We start from the raw sequence: 14,868 nt of genomic DNA on the forward strand, positions 1-14,868 counted from the left end.
CCTCAGGCGCGACTCTCATCGACCCCGGACGTCGATACAGGCCCTAGTCGGTGCCGCGGACGATGTGGTCTTCGTTCTCGGGTGGTGACATTTCGTTGTTCTCCATACCTTTTACGGTAAGGATGGTGATTCAGCTCTCACTTGAGAGCTGCTCGTCGAGAAGAGCGACCGCCCTGGTCCATCCCGCACCGGCGCCCTTGATCTTCACCGGGAACGCGACGACGGTGAAACCGAAGTCCGGCAACGCCTCCAGGTTGCTGAGGCGTTCGATCTGGCAGTACTCGCGGTCGCGGCCGGCGAAGTGCGCCGGCCACAGCACGCTCTCGTCCTTGGTCGCCAGGTAGCGCTTGACGATGTCCGGGAACGGCGCGTCGAGGCTGAACGCGTCCGTGGCGATCACCTTGACTCCCAGGTCCAGCAACATGTTCGTGGCAGGACCGTCGAGCCCGGTGTAGTCGGTGAAGTAGGTCTGGGTGCCCGCGTGCTCGGCGGCGCCGGTGTCGAGGATGACGATGTCCATCGGCTTCGGGGTGTACCCGATGCGGGCGAACTCCTTCTCCAGGACGTCCGGGCCGATGGCGCCGGTGCCGTGGCCGCGGACGTCGAGTTTCACGCCGGGGTTGTGGAACCACTCCAGCGGCATCTCGTCGATGTGGCGCGGGATTCCGTTGCCGTACGTGGTCTTCGAGCCGTAGTGGGACGGCGCGTCGACGTGCGTGCCGGTGTGGGAGGTGAGGCTGATCCGGTCCAGCGTCAGGAACTCCGAGTCCCGCAGCACGGACACGTCGAACTCGATGCCGAGCCTCGCCTTCAGCGTCTCGGCCATGTGGTCGGCACCCTGGGCGGCCGTGAGCACCTCGTGCGTCACCGGGTCCGCTTCGTACGCGGATGCGTCAATGTGGGAAGACAGATCGATGATGCGCATGTGCAGAGCTTGGCGGGCGTTCCTTGAGCACGTCTCAAGACGCGGTGTGCATGGTTTTCCCCAGTCGCGGAAGTCCGATTCAGGGGAGCCATCTCATGATCACGTTCGTCAACCGCTTCACGCTCACCGGTGACGCCGAGGAGTTCGAGAAGGCCTTCGACGAGACGGCGGCGTTCCTGCGCGAGCAGCCCGGCCTGATCAAGTACACCCTGTCGCGCCAGCTGGACGACCCGGCCTCGTACATCAACATCGCGTTGTGGGAGAGCGCCGACGCCCTGCGCGCCGCCTTGGCGCACCCGGACTTCGGCAACCACGCCAAGGCGATGCGCGGTCTCGCCGAGTCCGTCGGCGCGCTCTTCACGCCGCGCCTGTCGTTCGAAGCCTGATGGGCCCTCTGGCGGGGTTGAAGGTCGTCGAGTTCGGCGGCATCGGGCCCGGTCCGCACGGGGCGATGCTGCTCGCGGACCTCGGCGCGGAGGTCGTGCGCGTCGAACGTCCGTCCGGCGGCCTGTCCGTGGTGCCGGACGCCTCCCGCGACTTCCTGTTGCGCGGCAGGCGTTCGGTGGCCGCGGACCTGAAATCTCCCGACGGCCGTGCCTCGGTGCTGTCGTTGATCTCGTCGGCGGACGTGGTGATCGAGGGCTTCCGTCCCGGCGTGCTGGAACGGTTGGGGCTGGGGCCTTCCGACTGCCTGGCGGTGAATCCGGGCCTGGTCTACGCGCGGATGACCGGGTGGGGGCAGACCGGACCGCTCGCGGATCGGGCCGGGCACGACATCAACTACCTGTCGCTGACCGGTGTGCTGCACGCGATCGGCAAGCCGCCGCTGAACCTCGTCGGTGACTTCGGTGGCGGGTCTCTCTACTTGGTGCTGGGTGTGCTGGCGGCGTTGTGGGAACGGCAGCGCACCGGGCGTGGCCAGGTCGTGGACGCGGCGATCGTCGACGGTGTGGCGTCGCTGGCGCAGATGATCTGGTCGATGAAGTCGCAGTCGGTGTGGGAGGACGCGCCCGACTCGAACCTGCTGGACGGCGGGTGCCCGTTCTACTCGATCTACGAGTGCGCGGACGGCCGTTCGGTCGCGGTCGGTTCGCTGGAGCCGCAGTTCTACGCGTTGTTGTTGTCCGGCCTGGGGTTGTGTCCGGACGACCTTCCGTCGCAACTGGACCGTGACGGATGGCCGTTGCTGCGCAAGACGTTGGCTGAGGCGTTCCTGACCCGGACGCGGGACGAGTGGGCTTCCGTGTTCGCCTCGTCCGACGCCTGCGTGACCCCGGTGCTGACGTTGGAGGAGGCGGCCACGCACCCGCATCTGGTGGCACGTGGGGTGTTCACCGCGGATGGTGCCGCCGCCCCTGCGCCGCGTTTTCTATAGCTTGCCGAAGAACTCCATGATGTCCTCGGCGTGCGCCCGGGGTTCCTCCATCGCGACGAAGTGGCCGCCGGGGTTGCCCGCACCCCATCGGACGATGTCGTTCGTCTGCTCCGCGAGCCGGCGAATCCCCGGCGCCCCGTGGTAGACACCGGTCGGCGCGTGCTGCTGTCCGGTCGGCCAGGCGAACCTCGTGTTGTCGTACATGAACCACGACGAGCTCGCGGCGGTGGCGGTGAACCAGTAGATGCTCGCGTTGGTGAGCAGCTGGTCGCGGTCGATCGCCAGCTCCGGCAGCGCGGTCGTGGGCGTGAACTCCTGGAACTTCTGCATCAGCCAGCCCAGCAGCCCTGCCGGTGAGTCGGTCCAGCCGTAGGAGAACGACTGCGGCGCGACGCGCAGCAGCGAGTGGTGGTCGACTGCGTACTTGGACCACTGCTCGATCTGCGCGAACACGGCTCGCTCGTCCTCGCTCAGTTCCGCGGTCTCGTCCGGAAAGCCGAGTCCGCCGTCGATGTGCACGCCGACCACCCCGTCCGGATCGGCCTTCGCGACCTCCTGGGAGATGTACGCGCCGAGGTCTCCTCCTTGCGCGCCATAGCGTTCGTAGCCGAGCCGGTGCATCAGCCCGGCCCACATGCGCCCTGTTTTCGCGGTGCTGAACCCGATTTCCGTTGGCGCGTCGGAGAAACCGAAGCCGGGCACGGACGGCACCACCACGTGGAAGTGCTCGGTCAGCAGCCCGATGGTGCCGGTGAACTCGACGATCGAGTTGGGCCAGCCGTGCGTGAGGATCAGCGGGAGGGCGTCCGGGTTCTTCGACCGCACGTGCAGGAAGTGCACGCGCAGCCCGTCGATCTCCGTTGTGTACTGCGGGAACTCGTTGAGCCGCTGTTCCTGAGCACGCCAGTCGAAGCCGTTGCGCCAGTGGTGCGCGAGGTCCTTCAAGTAGCCGACCGGGACGCCGCGGCTCCAGCCGTCGCCGGGGAGCTGCTTCGGCCAACGCGTCTGGTCGAGCCGGGCGTGCAGGTCGTCGAGGTCGGTCTGCGGGACGTGGAGCTGGAACGGCGTGATCGTCATGCCCGTGACGCTATTCGTGAAGTAGGACAGGTCCGGTCCCAGTTCGCGTCCCATTTCGTTCGCACGACTAAGTTGTTGTTCGTGGAACTGCGCATCTTCACCGAGCCCCAGCAGGGGGCGAGCTATGACGACCTGCTCCGGGTGGCCCGGACGGCCGAGGACGCCGGGTACGGCGCCTTCTTCCGCTCCGACCACTACCTCAAGATGGGGTCGGCCGACGGCCTGCCCGGCCCGACGGACCCGTGGATCACGTTCGCCGGCCTGGCCCGCGACACGTCGACGATCCGCCTGGGCACGCTCATGACGGCCGCGACGTTCCGCTACCCCGGGCCGCTCGCCATCAGCGTCGCCCAGGTCGACCAGATGTCCGGCGGCCGCGTGGAGTTCGGCATCGGCGCGGGCTGGTACGAGGCCGAGCACACCGCGTACGGCATCGAGTTCCCGCCGCTCAGCGTCCGCTTCGAGCGCTACGAGGAGCAGCTCGCCGTCATCACCGGTCTCTGGGAGACGCCTCTCGGCGGCACCTTCTCGTTCGAGGGCAAGCACTACACGCTGACGGACTCGCCGGCGCTGCCGAAGCCAGCGCAGGAGCGCATCCCGGTGCTGATCGGTGGCATGGGTGCGAAGCGGACGCCTGCTCTGGCCGCGTCCTTCGCCACCGAGTTCAACCTGCCGTTCGTCGGCATCGGTGCCGCCGTCGAGCAGTACGCGCGCGTCGACGCCGCGTGTGCCGAGATCGACCGCGACCCCGGCGAGATCATCCGCTCGGTCGCGCTGGTCGCCTGCGTCGGCCGCACCGACGCCGACGTCGCCCGCCGTGCCGCCGCGATCGGCCGTGAGGTGTCCGAGCTCAAGCAGAACGGCATCTGCGGCACGCCGGCCGAGGTCGTCGAGCGCATCGGGACCTGGCGCGAGGCGACCGGTGTCCAGCGCGTGTACCTGCAGATGCTGGACCTGGCCGACCTCGACCACCTCACCGAGATCGCCGAGGACGTCGCGCCCCAACTCGGCTGATATATCGGATATCGGCTATTGGATATCAGGCCAGCGCGCGGCGTACGGCGTCCGGCATGGGCATCGCATACCGCGCGTATGGCCGCCGATATCCGATATATCGCAGCTGCAACCCGGGATCGTCGAGGTAGCGGCCTTCGAGTCCGTCCTCGCCGAGCACGAGCTTGAGCCCGCGCCCGAGCATCGACGGCGAGTCGAGGCCGAAGCGGTCGCGCAACACATCGGCGGCCGCGTGGTCGCCGAACTCCAGCGCTGCCCGTCGCACGGACGCGACCGGCACCATCGCGTACTGGTCGTCCGCGTGCACCCCGTTGCCGTGCGTGAGGTTCAACGCGCGGAGAGCCTTCTGATGCGCCCCGCCGTCGAGCCCGAGGTAGTACCGCTCCCAGTCGCTGACCTGGATCTGACCGTCCCACGTGCGGACCGGTGCGGCCACCGCCGCCGCGCCGGTCGCCGAACTGACGGTTCCGGACATCAGCACCGTGACACCGGCAGCCGTGAACAACTGGCGTCGAGAAAGCCTCACGACGCACCCTCCTCCGAAAGCCCGCGAGTTCCCCGCCGCGGGGCTACGGAATGCTAGCGAAGGTGATCCCGGGCGCGACGGGGCCAGTGCGGGTCAAAGTGCGGTCCGTCAGGGGGAGCGTTCCGTCAAGGGCCGCGAGCACAGAGTCACGAGCCAGCGGCAGCACCTCGGCCACCGTGACGTCCCGGCCCAGCTCGTGGGACAGCGATGCGACGCCCGCGTCCTTGATGCCGCACGGGATGATGTCGCCGAACGCCTCGAGGCTCGCGTTGCAGTTGATCTCGAAGCCGTGCATGGTCACGCCGCGCTGCACCCGGATGCCGATCGCGGCGACCTTGCGCTCGGGACCGCGGTCGTCGGCGGGGATCCACACGCCGCTGCGGCCCTCGACCCGGCCGGTGTGCACGCCGAGGCGGTCGCACACGTCGATCAGGCCCTGCTCGATGCGCCGCACGTACTCGACGACGTCGATCGGGTCGGCCAGCTTGACGATCGGGTAGCCGACCAGCTGGCCGGGGCCGTGCCAGGTGATCTTGCCCCCGCGGTCGACGTCGATGACCGGGGTGCTGCCACCGACCGGGCGTTCCTCGTCGAGGGTGCGGCGGCCGCACGTGTAGACCGGGGGGTGTTCGAGCAGGAGCATCGTGTCCGGCGTGCTGCCGTCGGCGCGCTGTTCCGCGATCTCCTTCTGCAGGTCCCACGCCGCCATGTAGTCGATGAGGCCCAGCTCACGGACGACGACGGGGTCTGACGAGGTGCGGCACGAGTTCACGACCCGACGTTACCAACCCCAGCGCGAGTGCTGCCACGAGTCCCACACCCGTCACACCCAGTACTGCGCCGATGACGTCCGTCAGCCAGTGCATCTCCAGTACGACCCGAGCGAAGCCCGCGACCAGCACCGCGAGCACACCCCACAGCACGCCGCGTTTCGTCAGCACGACCATGGTGAACGCCACGGATGCCACCGCCACCGTGTGCCCGCTCGGGTAGCTCGGCAGGTGGTACTCCAGCGGCCGAGCCCGGTCGAACAGCCACCGCGTCAGCAGCGTCGCGCAGCAGATCGAGTGCAGTGCGAGCGCCTTCCACAGCCGCGGATCACGCCGTCGCCACGCCAGCACGACCAGCACGGCGGCGAACCCCCACCCGATCGTCGGTCCCAGCACGAGTCCGGTCGCGAACGCGGCCGTCCGCAGCCACTCGGGGCGGGGGAGCACGTCGTTGACCCAGACGTCGAGCCCGGTGACCTCGGGCATTCCCAGCAGGATCCACGAGATCACCAGCACGGCCGCGACGACACGGGTCATGCGACCGCCGCGTTCAACGCCGCCGGCAGCGCGGGATGCATGAAGTGGAAGCCCTTCTGCTCCAGCACCTTCGGCGTGAGGCCCGGACCGCTGAGCAGCAGCTCCTCGGCCATCTCGCCGCCGAGCAACGTCTTCAGCGCGAACGCCGGCACCACCCACGGCGTCGGCCGGTTCAGCGCCGACCCGACCGCCTTGGTGAACTCGGCGTTCGTCACCGGCGTCGGGCCGGCGACGTTCACGGGCCCATTTATATCGTCGTGCTCGACGACGAACCGGTACGCGGAGACGACGTCGTCAAGCGACACCCACGGGAAGAACTGCTCGCCGGTCCCGAGCTTGCCGCCCAGGAAGAACTGGAACACCGGCTTCAGCCGGCCGAACACACCGCCGGACGGCGAGATGACGACTGCGGTGCGCATCAGCACGACACGAACGCCCGCTTTCTGCGCCACGGACGTCGCCGCTTCCCAGTCCTGGGTCAGCCGCGACATGAACGTGTGCCCGCCGGGAGCGTCCTCGTCCGCGAGCCGCGAGCCGGTGTCGCCGTAGAAGTGGGCGCCTGAGGAGTTCACCAGCGCAGGCACGCCGTGCTCGACGACCGCGGCCGACAGCACCTCGGCCGGCACGATGCGGCTGTCGTGTAGCACCTGCTTGCGCGCGTCGTCCCAGCGCTTGTCGCCGATGCCCGCGCCGCAGAGGTTGATGACGGCGTCGACCCCGTCGAACGTCCCGTCGTCGATGCGCCCGGCGTACGGGTCCCAGCCGCGTTCGTCCGGAGCGGCGGCTTTGCGGCGCACCAGCCGCAGCACCTCGTGACCGGCGGCGCGCATCGACGCCACCAGGCTCGTCCCGATCAGTCCCGACGATCCCGCGATCACAACCCGCATAGGTAGATCGTTCCCCACTCAACCATCGCCTGCACAGCAATACATCGCATACCGGACACAGGATGTGCCGAAGGCCACCCCGGCAAACCGGGGTGGCCTTCAGGTCACACTTCTACTGATATCCAATATATCGGATATCAGTCCTGCTCAACGGCGTCAGAGACCGAGATCGGCCTCGAACGCGCCCTCCTCGAGACGGTTCTTGACCGTCGTGAGGAAGCGGCCCGCGTCGGCACCGTCGACCAGGCGGTGGTCGTAGGTGAGCGCGAGGTACATCATCGAGCGGATCGCGATGGTGTCGTTGCCGTCCTCGTCGGTCATGACGACCGGACGCTTCTTGACGACGCCGACGCCCAGGATGCCGACCTGCGGCTGCTGGATGATCGGGGTGTCGAAGAGCGCGCCGTTGCTGCCGAGGTTGGTCAGCGAGAACGTGCCACCGGCGAGCTCGTCCGGCGTGAGCTTGTTCGAACGGGCGCGCGCCGCCAGGTCGCCGATCTTGTGGGCGATGCCCGACAGGTTCAGGTCACCGGCGTTGTGGATCACGGCGTTGAGCAGGCCGCGCTCCGTGTCGATCGCCAGACCGAGGTGCTCGGCACCGTGGTAGGTGACCTCCTTGCGCTCCTCGTCGATCGACGCGTTGAGCACCGGGTGGGCCTTGAGGGCCTCGATGGCGGCCTTGGCGAAGAACGGCAGGAACGTGAGCTTCGCGCCCTCACGAGCCTCGAACGCCTTCTTCGCCTGGTTGCGCAGCCGGGCGATCTTGGTCACGTCGACCTCGAACACCTGGGTGAGCTGCGCCGACTGCTGCAGCGACTCACGCGTGCGCTGCGCGACGATCTGGCGCAGCCGCGGGAGCTTCTGCACGGTGCCGCGCTTGCCCGAGTTGTCGACCGCGGCCGGGGCGGCGGTGCGAGCGGCGGGAGCCGCGGGAGCAGCAGCGGCGGGAGCCGGAGCCGGGGCCTTCTTGGCCTCGACGGCGGCGAGCACGTCCTGCTTGCGGATGCGGCCACCGACACCGGTGCCCTTCAGCGAGCCCAGGTCGATGCCGTTCTCCGACGCGAGCTTGCGCACGAGCGGAGTGACGTACGGCGTGCCGTTGGCGTCGTCCGAAGAGGACGGTGCGGCGGGCGCGGCCTGCGGGGCCGGAGCGGCGGGAGCCGGAGCAGCCTGCGGGGCCGGGGCAGCCTGAGGTGCCGGGGCAGCCTGAGGTGCCGGCGCCGGGGCGGCCTGCTGCGGGGCGGGCTTGGTCTCCGGGGCGGGAGCGGCGGCCGGAGCCGGGCTGCCCGAACCGATGACGGCGAGCTTGCCGCCGACCTCGACGGTCTCGTCCTCACCCGCGCTGATCTCGAGCAGCGTGCCCGCGACCGGCGAGGGGATCTCGGTGTCGACCTTGTCGGTCGAGACCTCGAGCAGCGGCTCGTCGACCTCGACGCTGTCGCCGACCTGCTTCAGCCAGCGGGTGACGGTGCCCTCGGTGACGGACTCGCCGAGCGCGGGCATCGTGACGTCGGTGCCCGAGGCACCACCGGACGGCGCGGCCTGAACCGGGGCGGGCTCCGGAGCGGCTTCCTCGGCGGGCGGCGCGGAAGGCGTCGTCTGCTGGGGAGCTTCCTGAGCCGGGGCGGGCGCGGGCGCGGCGGGAGCGGCGTCACCGTCGCCGATGACGGCGAGCTCGCCACCGACCTCGACGGTGTCGTCCTCCTGCGCGACGATCTTCTGCAGGACACCGGCCGCCGGGGACGGGATCTCGGTGTCGACCTTGTCGGTGGACACCTCGAGCAACGGCTCGTCCACCTCCACCCGGTCGCCTTCCTGCTTCAACCACCGGGTGACCGTGCCCTCGGTGACGCTCTCACCGAGTGCGGGCATCTGGACGGAGAAGGCCATTGTTCGCTGACTCCTCGTGCTCTCGTGTGGCTGACTTTGTATGGGGATCGGTCAGCCGTGCACGTGCAGCGGCTTGCCGGCCAGGGCGAGGAAGGCCTCGCCGAGGGCTTCAGTCTGGGTCGGGTGGGCGTGGATCAGCGGAGCCACGTCCTCCGGGTAAGCCTCCCAGCTGTAGATCAGCTGGGCCTCACCGATGAGCTCGCCGACGCGTTCGCCGACCATGGTCACGCCGACGACGGGGCCGTCGGGCGCCTTGACCAGCTTCACGCCACCGGCGGTCTTGAGGATCTGGCTCTTGCCGTTGCCCGCGAGGTCGTAGATGAAAACCTCCGCGGAACCGTACTTCTCCTTCGCGGCGGCCTCGGAAAGACCGACGGAGGCGACCTCGGGCTTGCAGTAGGTGACGCGCGGGATGCCCGCCTCGTCGATCACCTTCGGGTTCTGGCCGGCGATCTCCTCGGCCACGAAGATGCCCTGCTGGAAACCGCGGTGCGCGAGCTGCAGGCCAGGCACGATGTCGCCGACGGCGTACACGTTCGGCAGGTTCGTGCGCAGGCGCTCGTCGGTGATGACGAACCCGCGGTCGATCGTGATGCCGGCCTCCTCGTAGCCGTGGCCCGCGCTGTTCGGGCCGCGGCCGACCGCGACGAGCAGCAGGTCGGCGTCGAGGACGTCGCCGTTCTCCAGCGTGACGGACACGCCCGAGTCGGTCTGGGTGGCGCCGGTGAACTTCACCCCGGTCTTGAACTTGATGCCGCGCTTGCGGAACGCGCGCTCGAGCTGCTTGGACGCGTACTCGTCCTCGGCCGGCACCAGACGGGGCAGGGCCTCGACGATGGTCACGTCCGCGCCGAACGACCGCCACACGCTCGCGAACTCCACGCCGATGACGCCGCCGCCGAGGACGACGACCTTCTCGGGCAGGTAGTCGAGGTTGAGCGCCTGGTCGCTGGTGATCACGCGGCCGCCGATCTCCAGACCGGGGAGGCTCCGCGCGTACGAGCCGGTGGCGAGGACCACGTTCTTGCCGACGTAGCGCTGGCCGTTCACGACGACCGTGTTCGGGCCGACGAACGTGCCCGCGCCCTCGACGAGGGTGACCTTGTTGGCCTTCGCGAGACCCTGCAGGCCCTTGTAGAGCCGCGAGATCACGCCGTCCTTGTACGAGTTGACGCCGGCGATGTCGATGCCCTCGAGCGAGCTCTTCACACCGAACTGGTCGCCTTCGCGGGCGTTGTCCGCGACCTCGGCCGCGTGCAGCAGCGCCTTGGTCGGGATGCAACCGCGGTGCAGGCAGGTGCCACCCAGCTTGTCCTTCTCGACCAGGACGACGGACAGGCCGAGCTCGGCCGCGCGGAACGCGCAGGCGTAGCCACCCGATCCACCGCCGAGGATGACGAGATCGGCGTTGGTGGCCGACTCCAGTTCCGGCGAAGTCACTTCGGATCTCCTCGGGATTACTTACTACGCGCGGGTGCGCGCGAGGTACGCGGCCATCTTGTCACTAGTTGCCAGAGCATGGTGATCCGGCATAGGACACCACGCCCTGTTCTGATCATTCACCTACTCATAACACCCTCACCTGGCACCATGGTGGAGGGAAGCGCGGGAGGTGCTCGATGGGGCTGTTCGATCGTTTTCGCAGGAAGTCGCGTCCAGGTGTGCTGCGAACGGCGTCCAACCAGGACACGAGCCACCTCGAGCAGTGGACGAAGAGCCGCCACGGCGTGGAGGCCTACGTGGAGCCGAAGACCACGGTGACCGAAACCACTGTGGTCCTGGTCGCTCACGACGGCGAGTGGACTCGCCGCCGTGTCGCCTCCCCGGACGCGGCCAGAGCGTTCGCCCGCAAACAGGGCATGCCGATCTACGACGCCGGCATCGTCGGCTACCCGAAGCGCATGCGCGACTACACCGCGCGCAAAAAGGCTTCAGGCGATCTCTAAGCGTTGACCACCGGTTCGTGGCGCACCGGGAAATTGACGCTCGCCGCGATGAAACACATCGAGTGCGCCTTCTCGTGCAACGCCTGCGCGGTCTCCCGGGTCGCCGGATCGGCCACCGTCACCACGGGGTTGAGCACCACCTCGGTGAACCGCCCGGACCCGTCCGGGTGCTCCGCCATCGTCCCTGCCGCGTGATCGCGGTACCCGGTGACGACCACGCCGTTGACCGACGCGAGATGCAGGTACCACAGCATGTGGCACTGCGAGAGCGACGCGAGGAGCAGCTCCTCGGGGTTGTACCTGCTCCGGTCACCCCGGAACGACGGATCCGACGACCCGAGGATCAGCTCCTTGCCCTCGGCTCGGACCTCGTGCGCACGCTCGTAGTCCTTGTACCCGGAAGTCCCGCTCCCGGTGTTGCCGGTCCAGACGACGTCCACTTCGTACCGATGCGTCCCCATGTGGAAATACTCCTCTCACCGGGGCCTCCGCACCTAGCCCTGTGAGACACGCGTCTCCGTTCAGCCGCCACCCGACAGCGTCAAACCGATATATCAGTTCGGTCGACCGCACTTGACCTGCACCTTAGCAATGACTCTTTGGACTTCGTCCGCAAACGAGTCGTTGCAACGGCGAGGTCGGCGCGGCCCGAACAATGGCGTGGAAATGTGCGCCGGAAATGCGACGGGCGGAGCCCCGAAAGGAGCTCCGCCCGTGACGAAAAAGCGAGATCAGCCGTTGGCCGCGATGTCCGCCAGCACCGCCGCGATGGTGCGGACCGGAACGCCGGTGCCGCCCTTCGAGGTGTACCCGTACGGGCCACCGGTGTGGAACGCCGGGCCCGCGATGTCGATGTGCGCCCACTGCACGCCCTCGGCCACGAACTCGCGCAGGAACAGGCCCGCCGCGAGCATGCCGCCCCAGCGGTGGCCGGTGACGTTCGCAAGGTCGGCCAGACGGGAGTCGAGGTCCGCGCGGAGCTCCTCGGGCAGCGGCATCGGCCACGCCGACTCGCCGACCGCGGTGCCGATGGCCGCCACGCGGTCGCGGAACTCCTCGGAGCCCATGACGCCCGAGGTGCGCTTGCCCAGGGCGACGACCTGCGCGCCGGTCAGGGTCGCGGTCTCGATCAGGTAGTCCGGGCCGTCCTCGCACGCGCGCACGATGGCGTCGGACAGGATCAGGCGGCCCTCGGCGTCGGTGTTGAGCACCTCGACGGTCTTGCCGCCGTACATGGTCAGCACGTCGCCGGGGCGGTAGGCGTCGCCGGACGGCATGTTCTCCGCCATCGGGATCGACGCGATGATCTCCAGCGGGTACTTCAGCTTCGCGGCGAGCACCATGGTGGCGACGATCGCGGCGGCGCCCGACATGTCCGAGGTCATCTCGTCCATGCCCGCGGCCGGCTTGATCGAGATGCCGCCGGTGTCGAACGTGATGCCCTTGCCGACGAGCGCGACCTTCTTGGTGGCCTTCGCACCCTTGTACGAGATGCGCACGAGCCGCGGCTGGCGCGCCGAACCGCCGCCGACGCCCAGGATGCCGCCGAAGCCCTGCTTCTTCAGCGCCTTCTCGTCGAGCACCTCGACGTCGAGACCGGCAGCCGTGGCGAGCTTCGCGGCGCGGTCCGCGAACGAGCCCGGGTAGAGGTCGTTCGGCGGGGTGTTGATGAAGTCGCGCGCGATGGCGACGGACTCGGCGATCGCGACGGCGGCCTTCAGCGCGGCCTTGTTCTCCTTGGAACCGGCGGCGTGCAGGTCGACCTTCGCGACCGCGCCCTCGCCCTTGTCCGACTTGTACTCGGTGAACGAGTACGCGCCGAGCAGCGTGCCCTCTGCGGCGGCCGCGACGTGCAGCGAGGCCAGGGTGTTGATGGCGCGCTTCTTGCCGGCCAGCGCGCGGGCGGCGACACCGGACGCGCGGCGCACCTGCTCCTCGCCGGCGGTCTTGCCGAGACCGACCGCGAGCACGAGCGGGGCGGCGAGCTTGCCGAAGGTGGGCACCTTCACCAGTTCGTCGGCCTTGCCGGAGGCGCGCAGGGTGCCCAGCACCTCGAGCAGCGCGCCGTCGAACGCGGCGGCGACAGCTTCGGCACCGGGCGCGAGCTCCAGACCGTCCGCACCCTGCAGGGTGCCCACGACGACTGCGTCCGCGGCGGTGGTGCTCAGGTCACCTTCGGTGAGGGCCAGCTTCGGGGCTGTCACGTGCTGCTCCAGGGTTGTACGTGGTAGGGGTGCTCGGAATCGTGACCAATGCTAAAGGTCCGGCTGTCCACCAACGCCGAGGCCCGCCACGTTCGGCCGCAATCAGTGACGTTGACAGTTGCTCACAGTGGTGCTTTGGGGGCGGTTCGCCCATTTCGCGCATCAGTCGACCGGGTGGTTACGACCGGATGCCGCATCTGCGAATGTGTACCGGTGACCCACAAGCCCCGCGAGATCGTTGCGACGGTCGCGCTCGGTCTCCCCGCGGTGCTCGGTGCGGGGGTGTTCGCCGGATTCGCCCCAGCCGCAGGCCTTGCGGGCTGGTGGGTGCTCCCGGCGCTGGCCATCTCCGCGCTCGCCGCGCTGTGCTCTGCCTTCTCGACCGCCGACCAGTCCCGTGCCTACCCCGACGTCGGTGGCGGTTACGGATACGTGCGCGCGCAGCTCGGCGTGTGGCCCGCACGGATGACGGCGAGCGTCCACCTCCTCGGGCGGTGCGCCATGGCGGCGGCGGTGGCGTCGATGTTCGGCGCGTACGTGGTGCCGGACCAGCCGGTGATCGGCGCGCTCGTCCTCGTCGCGGGCACGGCGCTGCTCGGTGCGGCCGGGTTCCGGTTCGGCACGGGGGTCAGCGCGCTCGCGTCGCTGGTGGTCCTCGGCGTGCTGGCACTGGTGATCGCGTCGAGCTTCTCGATCGAACCGGTGCCGTCGGCGGGGGAGGCGGGCACGGTCAACGAGCTCGTCGGCGTCGCGGGCCTGATGTTCATGGCGTTCGCGGGTTTCGAACGGATCACCGCGCCTGGTCGCGGTGAGCGGCCGCACTCGGTGTCCGCGCTGAAGTTCGCGATTCCAGTCCTCATCGGACTGTCCTTCGTGGTCTATCTGGCCGTGGGTGCCGGTGTGCTCCGTCAGCTCGGCAGCGCGCGCCTCGCGTTGTCGCCCGCGCCACTGCGAGACGCGCTCACCGCAGCAGATGCGGCCGCCTTGGTGCCGTTGGTGCAGATCGCAGCGGCGGTGGCCGGCGTGGCCGCGTTGCACTTCGTTCTCTCGTCCGCGCACCGCACGCTGACGGGCCTTGTCGAGGACGGTGACCTGCCGTCCCGCCTCAAGCCGAGCGCGCTCACCCTCGCCGTGGTGGTGGGTTCCGCTCTCGCCATCGTCTTCATGCCGATGGCGACCGCACTGGGTGTGGCGGCGTGCGCGACGTTGTTCTACTACGCCTTCACGAACGCGTCGGCCCGGGTGCTGCTGCAGAACGACCGCACGTGGCCGATGCGCACGGCCTGTCTCGGACTCGGGCTCTCGGTGCTGCTCGCGATGAGCATGCCGATCCCGGCCATGCTCATCTCGCTGGCGGGGCTGGGAGCCGGTACCGGGCTCATCGGTTCGACAGCAGCACTGAGAGGAAAACGAGCAGCGTCACGCCAACGCACACCGCAAGCCCGATGACGCGGCCGTTGTTGGACGGGCCGTTCTTCCTGATGCTGTAGTACGCGAGCAGGAAGAGCGCGGCGAAGATCGTCGCGACGACGACACCCGCGACGCCTCCGAGCATCCAGCCGTCGATGAGCGTCACGCCGGTGCCCAGGACGAGCAGCGCAGCCTGCAGGACGGTGCGGACGTCAGCACCTGTTGAAGATCGTTCCCCCTCGGTCATGGCAGGGGACTTTAGCGAGCCCGAACTAGTAGGACGTCCGAGTTTTGAGAAGACGATTTT

At 68.8% G+C, this 14,868-nt stretch carries 16 protein-coding genes; 5 read left to right on the forward strand and 11 right to left on the reverse strand.

Annotated features, from left to right (window positions below; translation table 11 throughout):
• Nucleotides 1–130: 130 nt before the first annotated feature.
• On the reverse strand, nt 131–925 hold the full coding sequence (locus UK23_RS00440; RefSeq protein WP_045309304.1) for a cyclase family protein: 795 nt from the start codon (nt 923–925) through the stop codon (nt 131–133).
• 95 nt (nt 926–1,020) lie between these two features.
• Here UK23_RS00440 and UK23_RS00445 point away from each other — a divergent pair, with 95 nt between their 5' ends.
• Together UK23_RS00445 and UK23_RS00450 are read left to right on the forward strand one after the other, a co-directional pair.
• Nucleotides 1,021–1,311, forward strand: a complete 291-nt coding sequence (locus UK23_RS00445; RefSeq protein WP_045309305.1) for an antibiotic biosynthesis monooxygenase family protein — start codon at nt 1,021–1,023, stop codon at nt 1,309–1,311.
• Nucleotides 1,308–2,300, forward strand: coding sequence for a CaiB/BaiF CoA transferase family protein (locus UK23_RS00450; protein ID WP_082114323.1), 993 nt, complete (start codon nt 1,308–1,310; stop codon nt 2,298–2,300). The genes UK23_RS00445 and UK23_RS00450 overlap by 4 nt, the downstream gene beginning before the upstream one ends.
• On the opposite strand, the gene UK23_RS00455 is transcribed toward UK23_RS00450, so the two are convergent.
• The gene (locus UK23_RS00455) at nt 2,295–3,377 is read right to left on the reverse strand and encodes an epoxide hydrolase family protein (protein WP_045309451.1); all 1,083 of its coding nucleotides are present in this window, start codon (nt 3,375–3,377) and stop codon (nt 2,295–2,297) included. The two genes, UK23_RS00450 and UK23_RS00455, sit on opposite strands and share 6 nt — an antisense overlap.
• Before the next feature lie 81 nt (nt 3,378–3,458).
• On the opposite strand from UK23_RS00455, the gene UK23_RS00460 reads away from it, so the two are divergent.
• Entirely contained in the window at nt 3,459–4,391 is a 933-nt protein-coding gene (locus UK23_RS00460; RefSeq protein WP_045309452.1) for an LLM class F420-dependent oxidoreductase, read from the forward strand.
• A 25-nt stretch (nt 4,392–4,416) separates the two neighbouring features.
• Here the strand turns inward: UK23_RS00460 and UK23_RS00465 are convergent, their stop codons facing one another.
• From UK23_RS00465 to lpdA, 6 genes are all read right to left on the reverse strand, one after another.
• On the reverse strand, nt 4,417–4,917 hold the full coding sequence (locus UK23_RS00465; RefSeq protein WP_156212607.1) for a hypothetical protein: 501 nt from the start codon (nt 4,915–4,917) through the stop codon (nt 4,417–4,419).
• A 43-nt stretch (nt 4,918–4,960) separates the two neighbouring features.
• A complete protein-coding gene (gene lipB / locus UK23_RS00470; protein WP_045309307.1) occupies nt 4,961–5,689 on the reverse strand; it encodes a lipoyl(octanoyl) transferase LipB in 729 nt (242 codons plus the stop codon).
• A complete protein-coding gene (locus UK23_RS00475) occupies nt 5,646–6,224 on the reverse strand; it encodes a phosphatase PAP2 family protein (protein ID WP_045309308.1) in 579 nt (192 codons plus the stop codon). Before UK23_RS00475 ends, lipB begins: the two co-directional genes overlap by 44 nt.
• Nucleotides 6,221–7,111 (reverse strand): TIGR01777 family oxidoreductase, encoded by an 891-nt coding sequence (locus tag UK23_RS00480; RefSeq protein ID WP_045309309.1) that lies wholly within the window; start codon nt 7,109–7,111, stop codon nt 6,221–6,223. Before UK23_RS00480 ends, UK23_RS00475 begins: the two co-directional genes overlap by 4 nt.
• 156 nt (nt 7,112–7,267) lie before the next feature.
• Nucleotides 7,268–9,001, reverse strand: coding sequence for a 2-oxoglutarate dehydrogenase, E2 component, dihydrolipoamide succinyltransferase (gene sucB / locus UK23_RS00485; protein WP_045309310.1), 1,734 nt, complete (start codon nt 8,999–9,001; stop codon nt 7,268–7,270).
• 51 nt (nt 9,002–9,052) lie between these two features.
• Nucleotides 9,053–10,441: a dihydrolipoyl dehydrogenase gene (gene lpdA / locus UK23_RS00490; protein WP_231114325.1), complete on the reverse strand. Its 1,389-nt coding sequence runs from the start codon at nt 10,439–10,441 to the stop codon at nt 9,053–9,055.
• A 179-nt stretch (nt 10,442–10,620) separates the two neighbouring features.
• Here lpdA and UK23_RS00495 point away from each other — a divergent pair, with 179 nt between their 5' ends.
• The gene (locus UK23_RS00495; protein ID WP_045309311.1) at nt 10,621–10,947 is read left to right on the forward strand and encodes an oxidoreductase; all 327 of its coding nucleotides are present in this window, start codon (nt 10,621–10,623) and stop codon (nt 10,945–10,947) included.
• Here UK23_RS00495 and UK23_RS00500 read toward each other — a convergent pair.
• Together UK23_RS00500 and UK23_RS00505 are read right to left on the reverse strand one after the other, a co-directional pair.
• Nucleotides 10,944–11,408: an OsmC family protein gene (locus UK23_RS00500; protein ID WP_045309312.1), complete on the reverse strand. Its 465-nt coding sequence runs from the start codon at nt 11,406–11,408 to the stop codon at nt 10,944–10,946. The genes UK23_RS00495 and UK23_RS00500 overlap by 4 nt on opposite strands.
• 270 nt (nt 11,409–11,678) lie before the next feature.
• Nucleotides 11,679–13,151, reverse strand: coding sequence for a leucyl aminopeptidase (locus UK23_RS00505; protein WP_045309313.1), 1,473 nt, complete (start codon nt 13,149–13,151; stop codon nt 11,679–11,681).
• Between the two features lie 213 nt (nt 13,152–13,364).
• Here UK23_RS00505 and UK23_RS00510 point away from each other — a divergent pair, with 213 nt between their 5' ends.
• Nucleotides 13,365–14,600, forward strand: a complete 1,236-nt coding sequence (locus UK23_RS00510; protein WP_052684258.1) for an APC family permease — start codon at nt 13,365–13,367, stop codon at nt 14,598–14,600.
• On the opposite strand, the gene UK23_RS00515 is transcribed toward UK23_RS00510, so the two are convergent.
• The gene (locus UK23_RS00515) at nt 14,530–14,808 is read right to left on the reverse strand and encodes a hypothetical protein (RefSeq protein ID WP_045309314.1); all 279 of its coding nucleotides are present in this window, start codon (nt 14,806–14,808) and stop codon (nt 14,530–14,532) included. The two genes, UK23_RS00510 and UK23_RS00515, sit on opposite strands and share 71 nt — an antisense overlap.
• Nucleotides 14,809–14,868: the final 60 nt, after the last annotated feature.

Source organism: Lentzea aerocolonigenes (assembly GCF_000955955.1).
GTDB lineage: Bacteria > Actinomycetota > Actinomycetes > Mycobacteriales > Pseudonocardiaceae > Lentzea > Lentzea aerocolonigenes_A.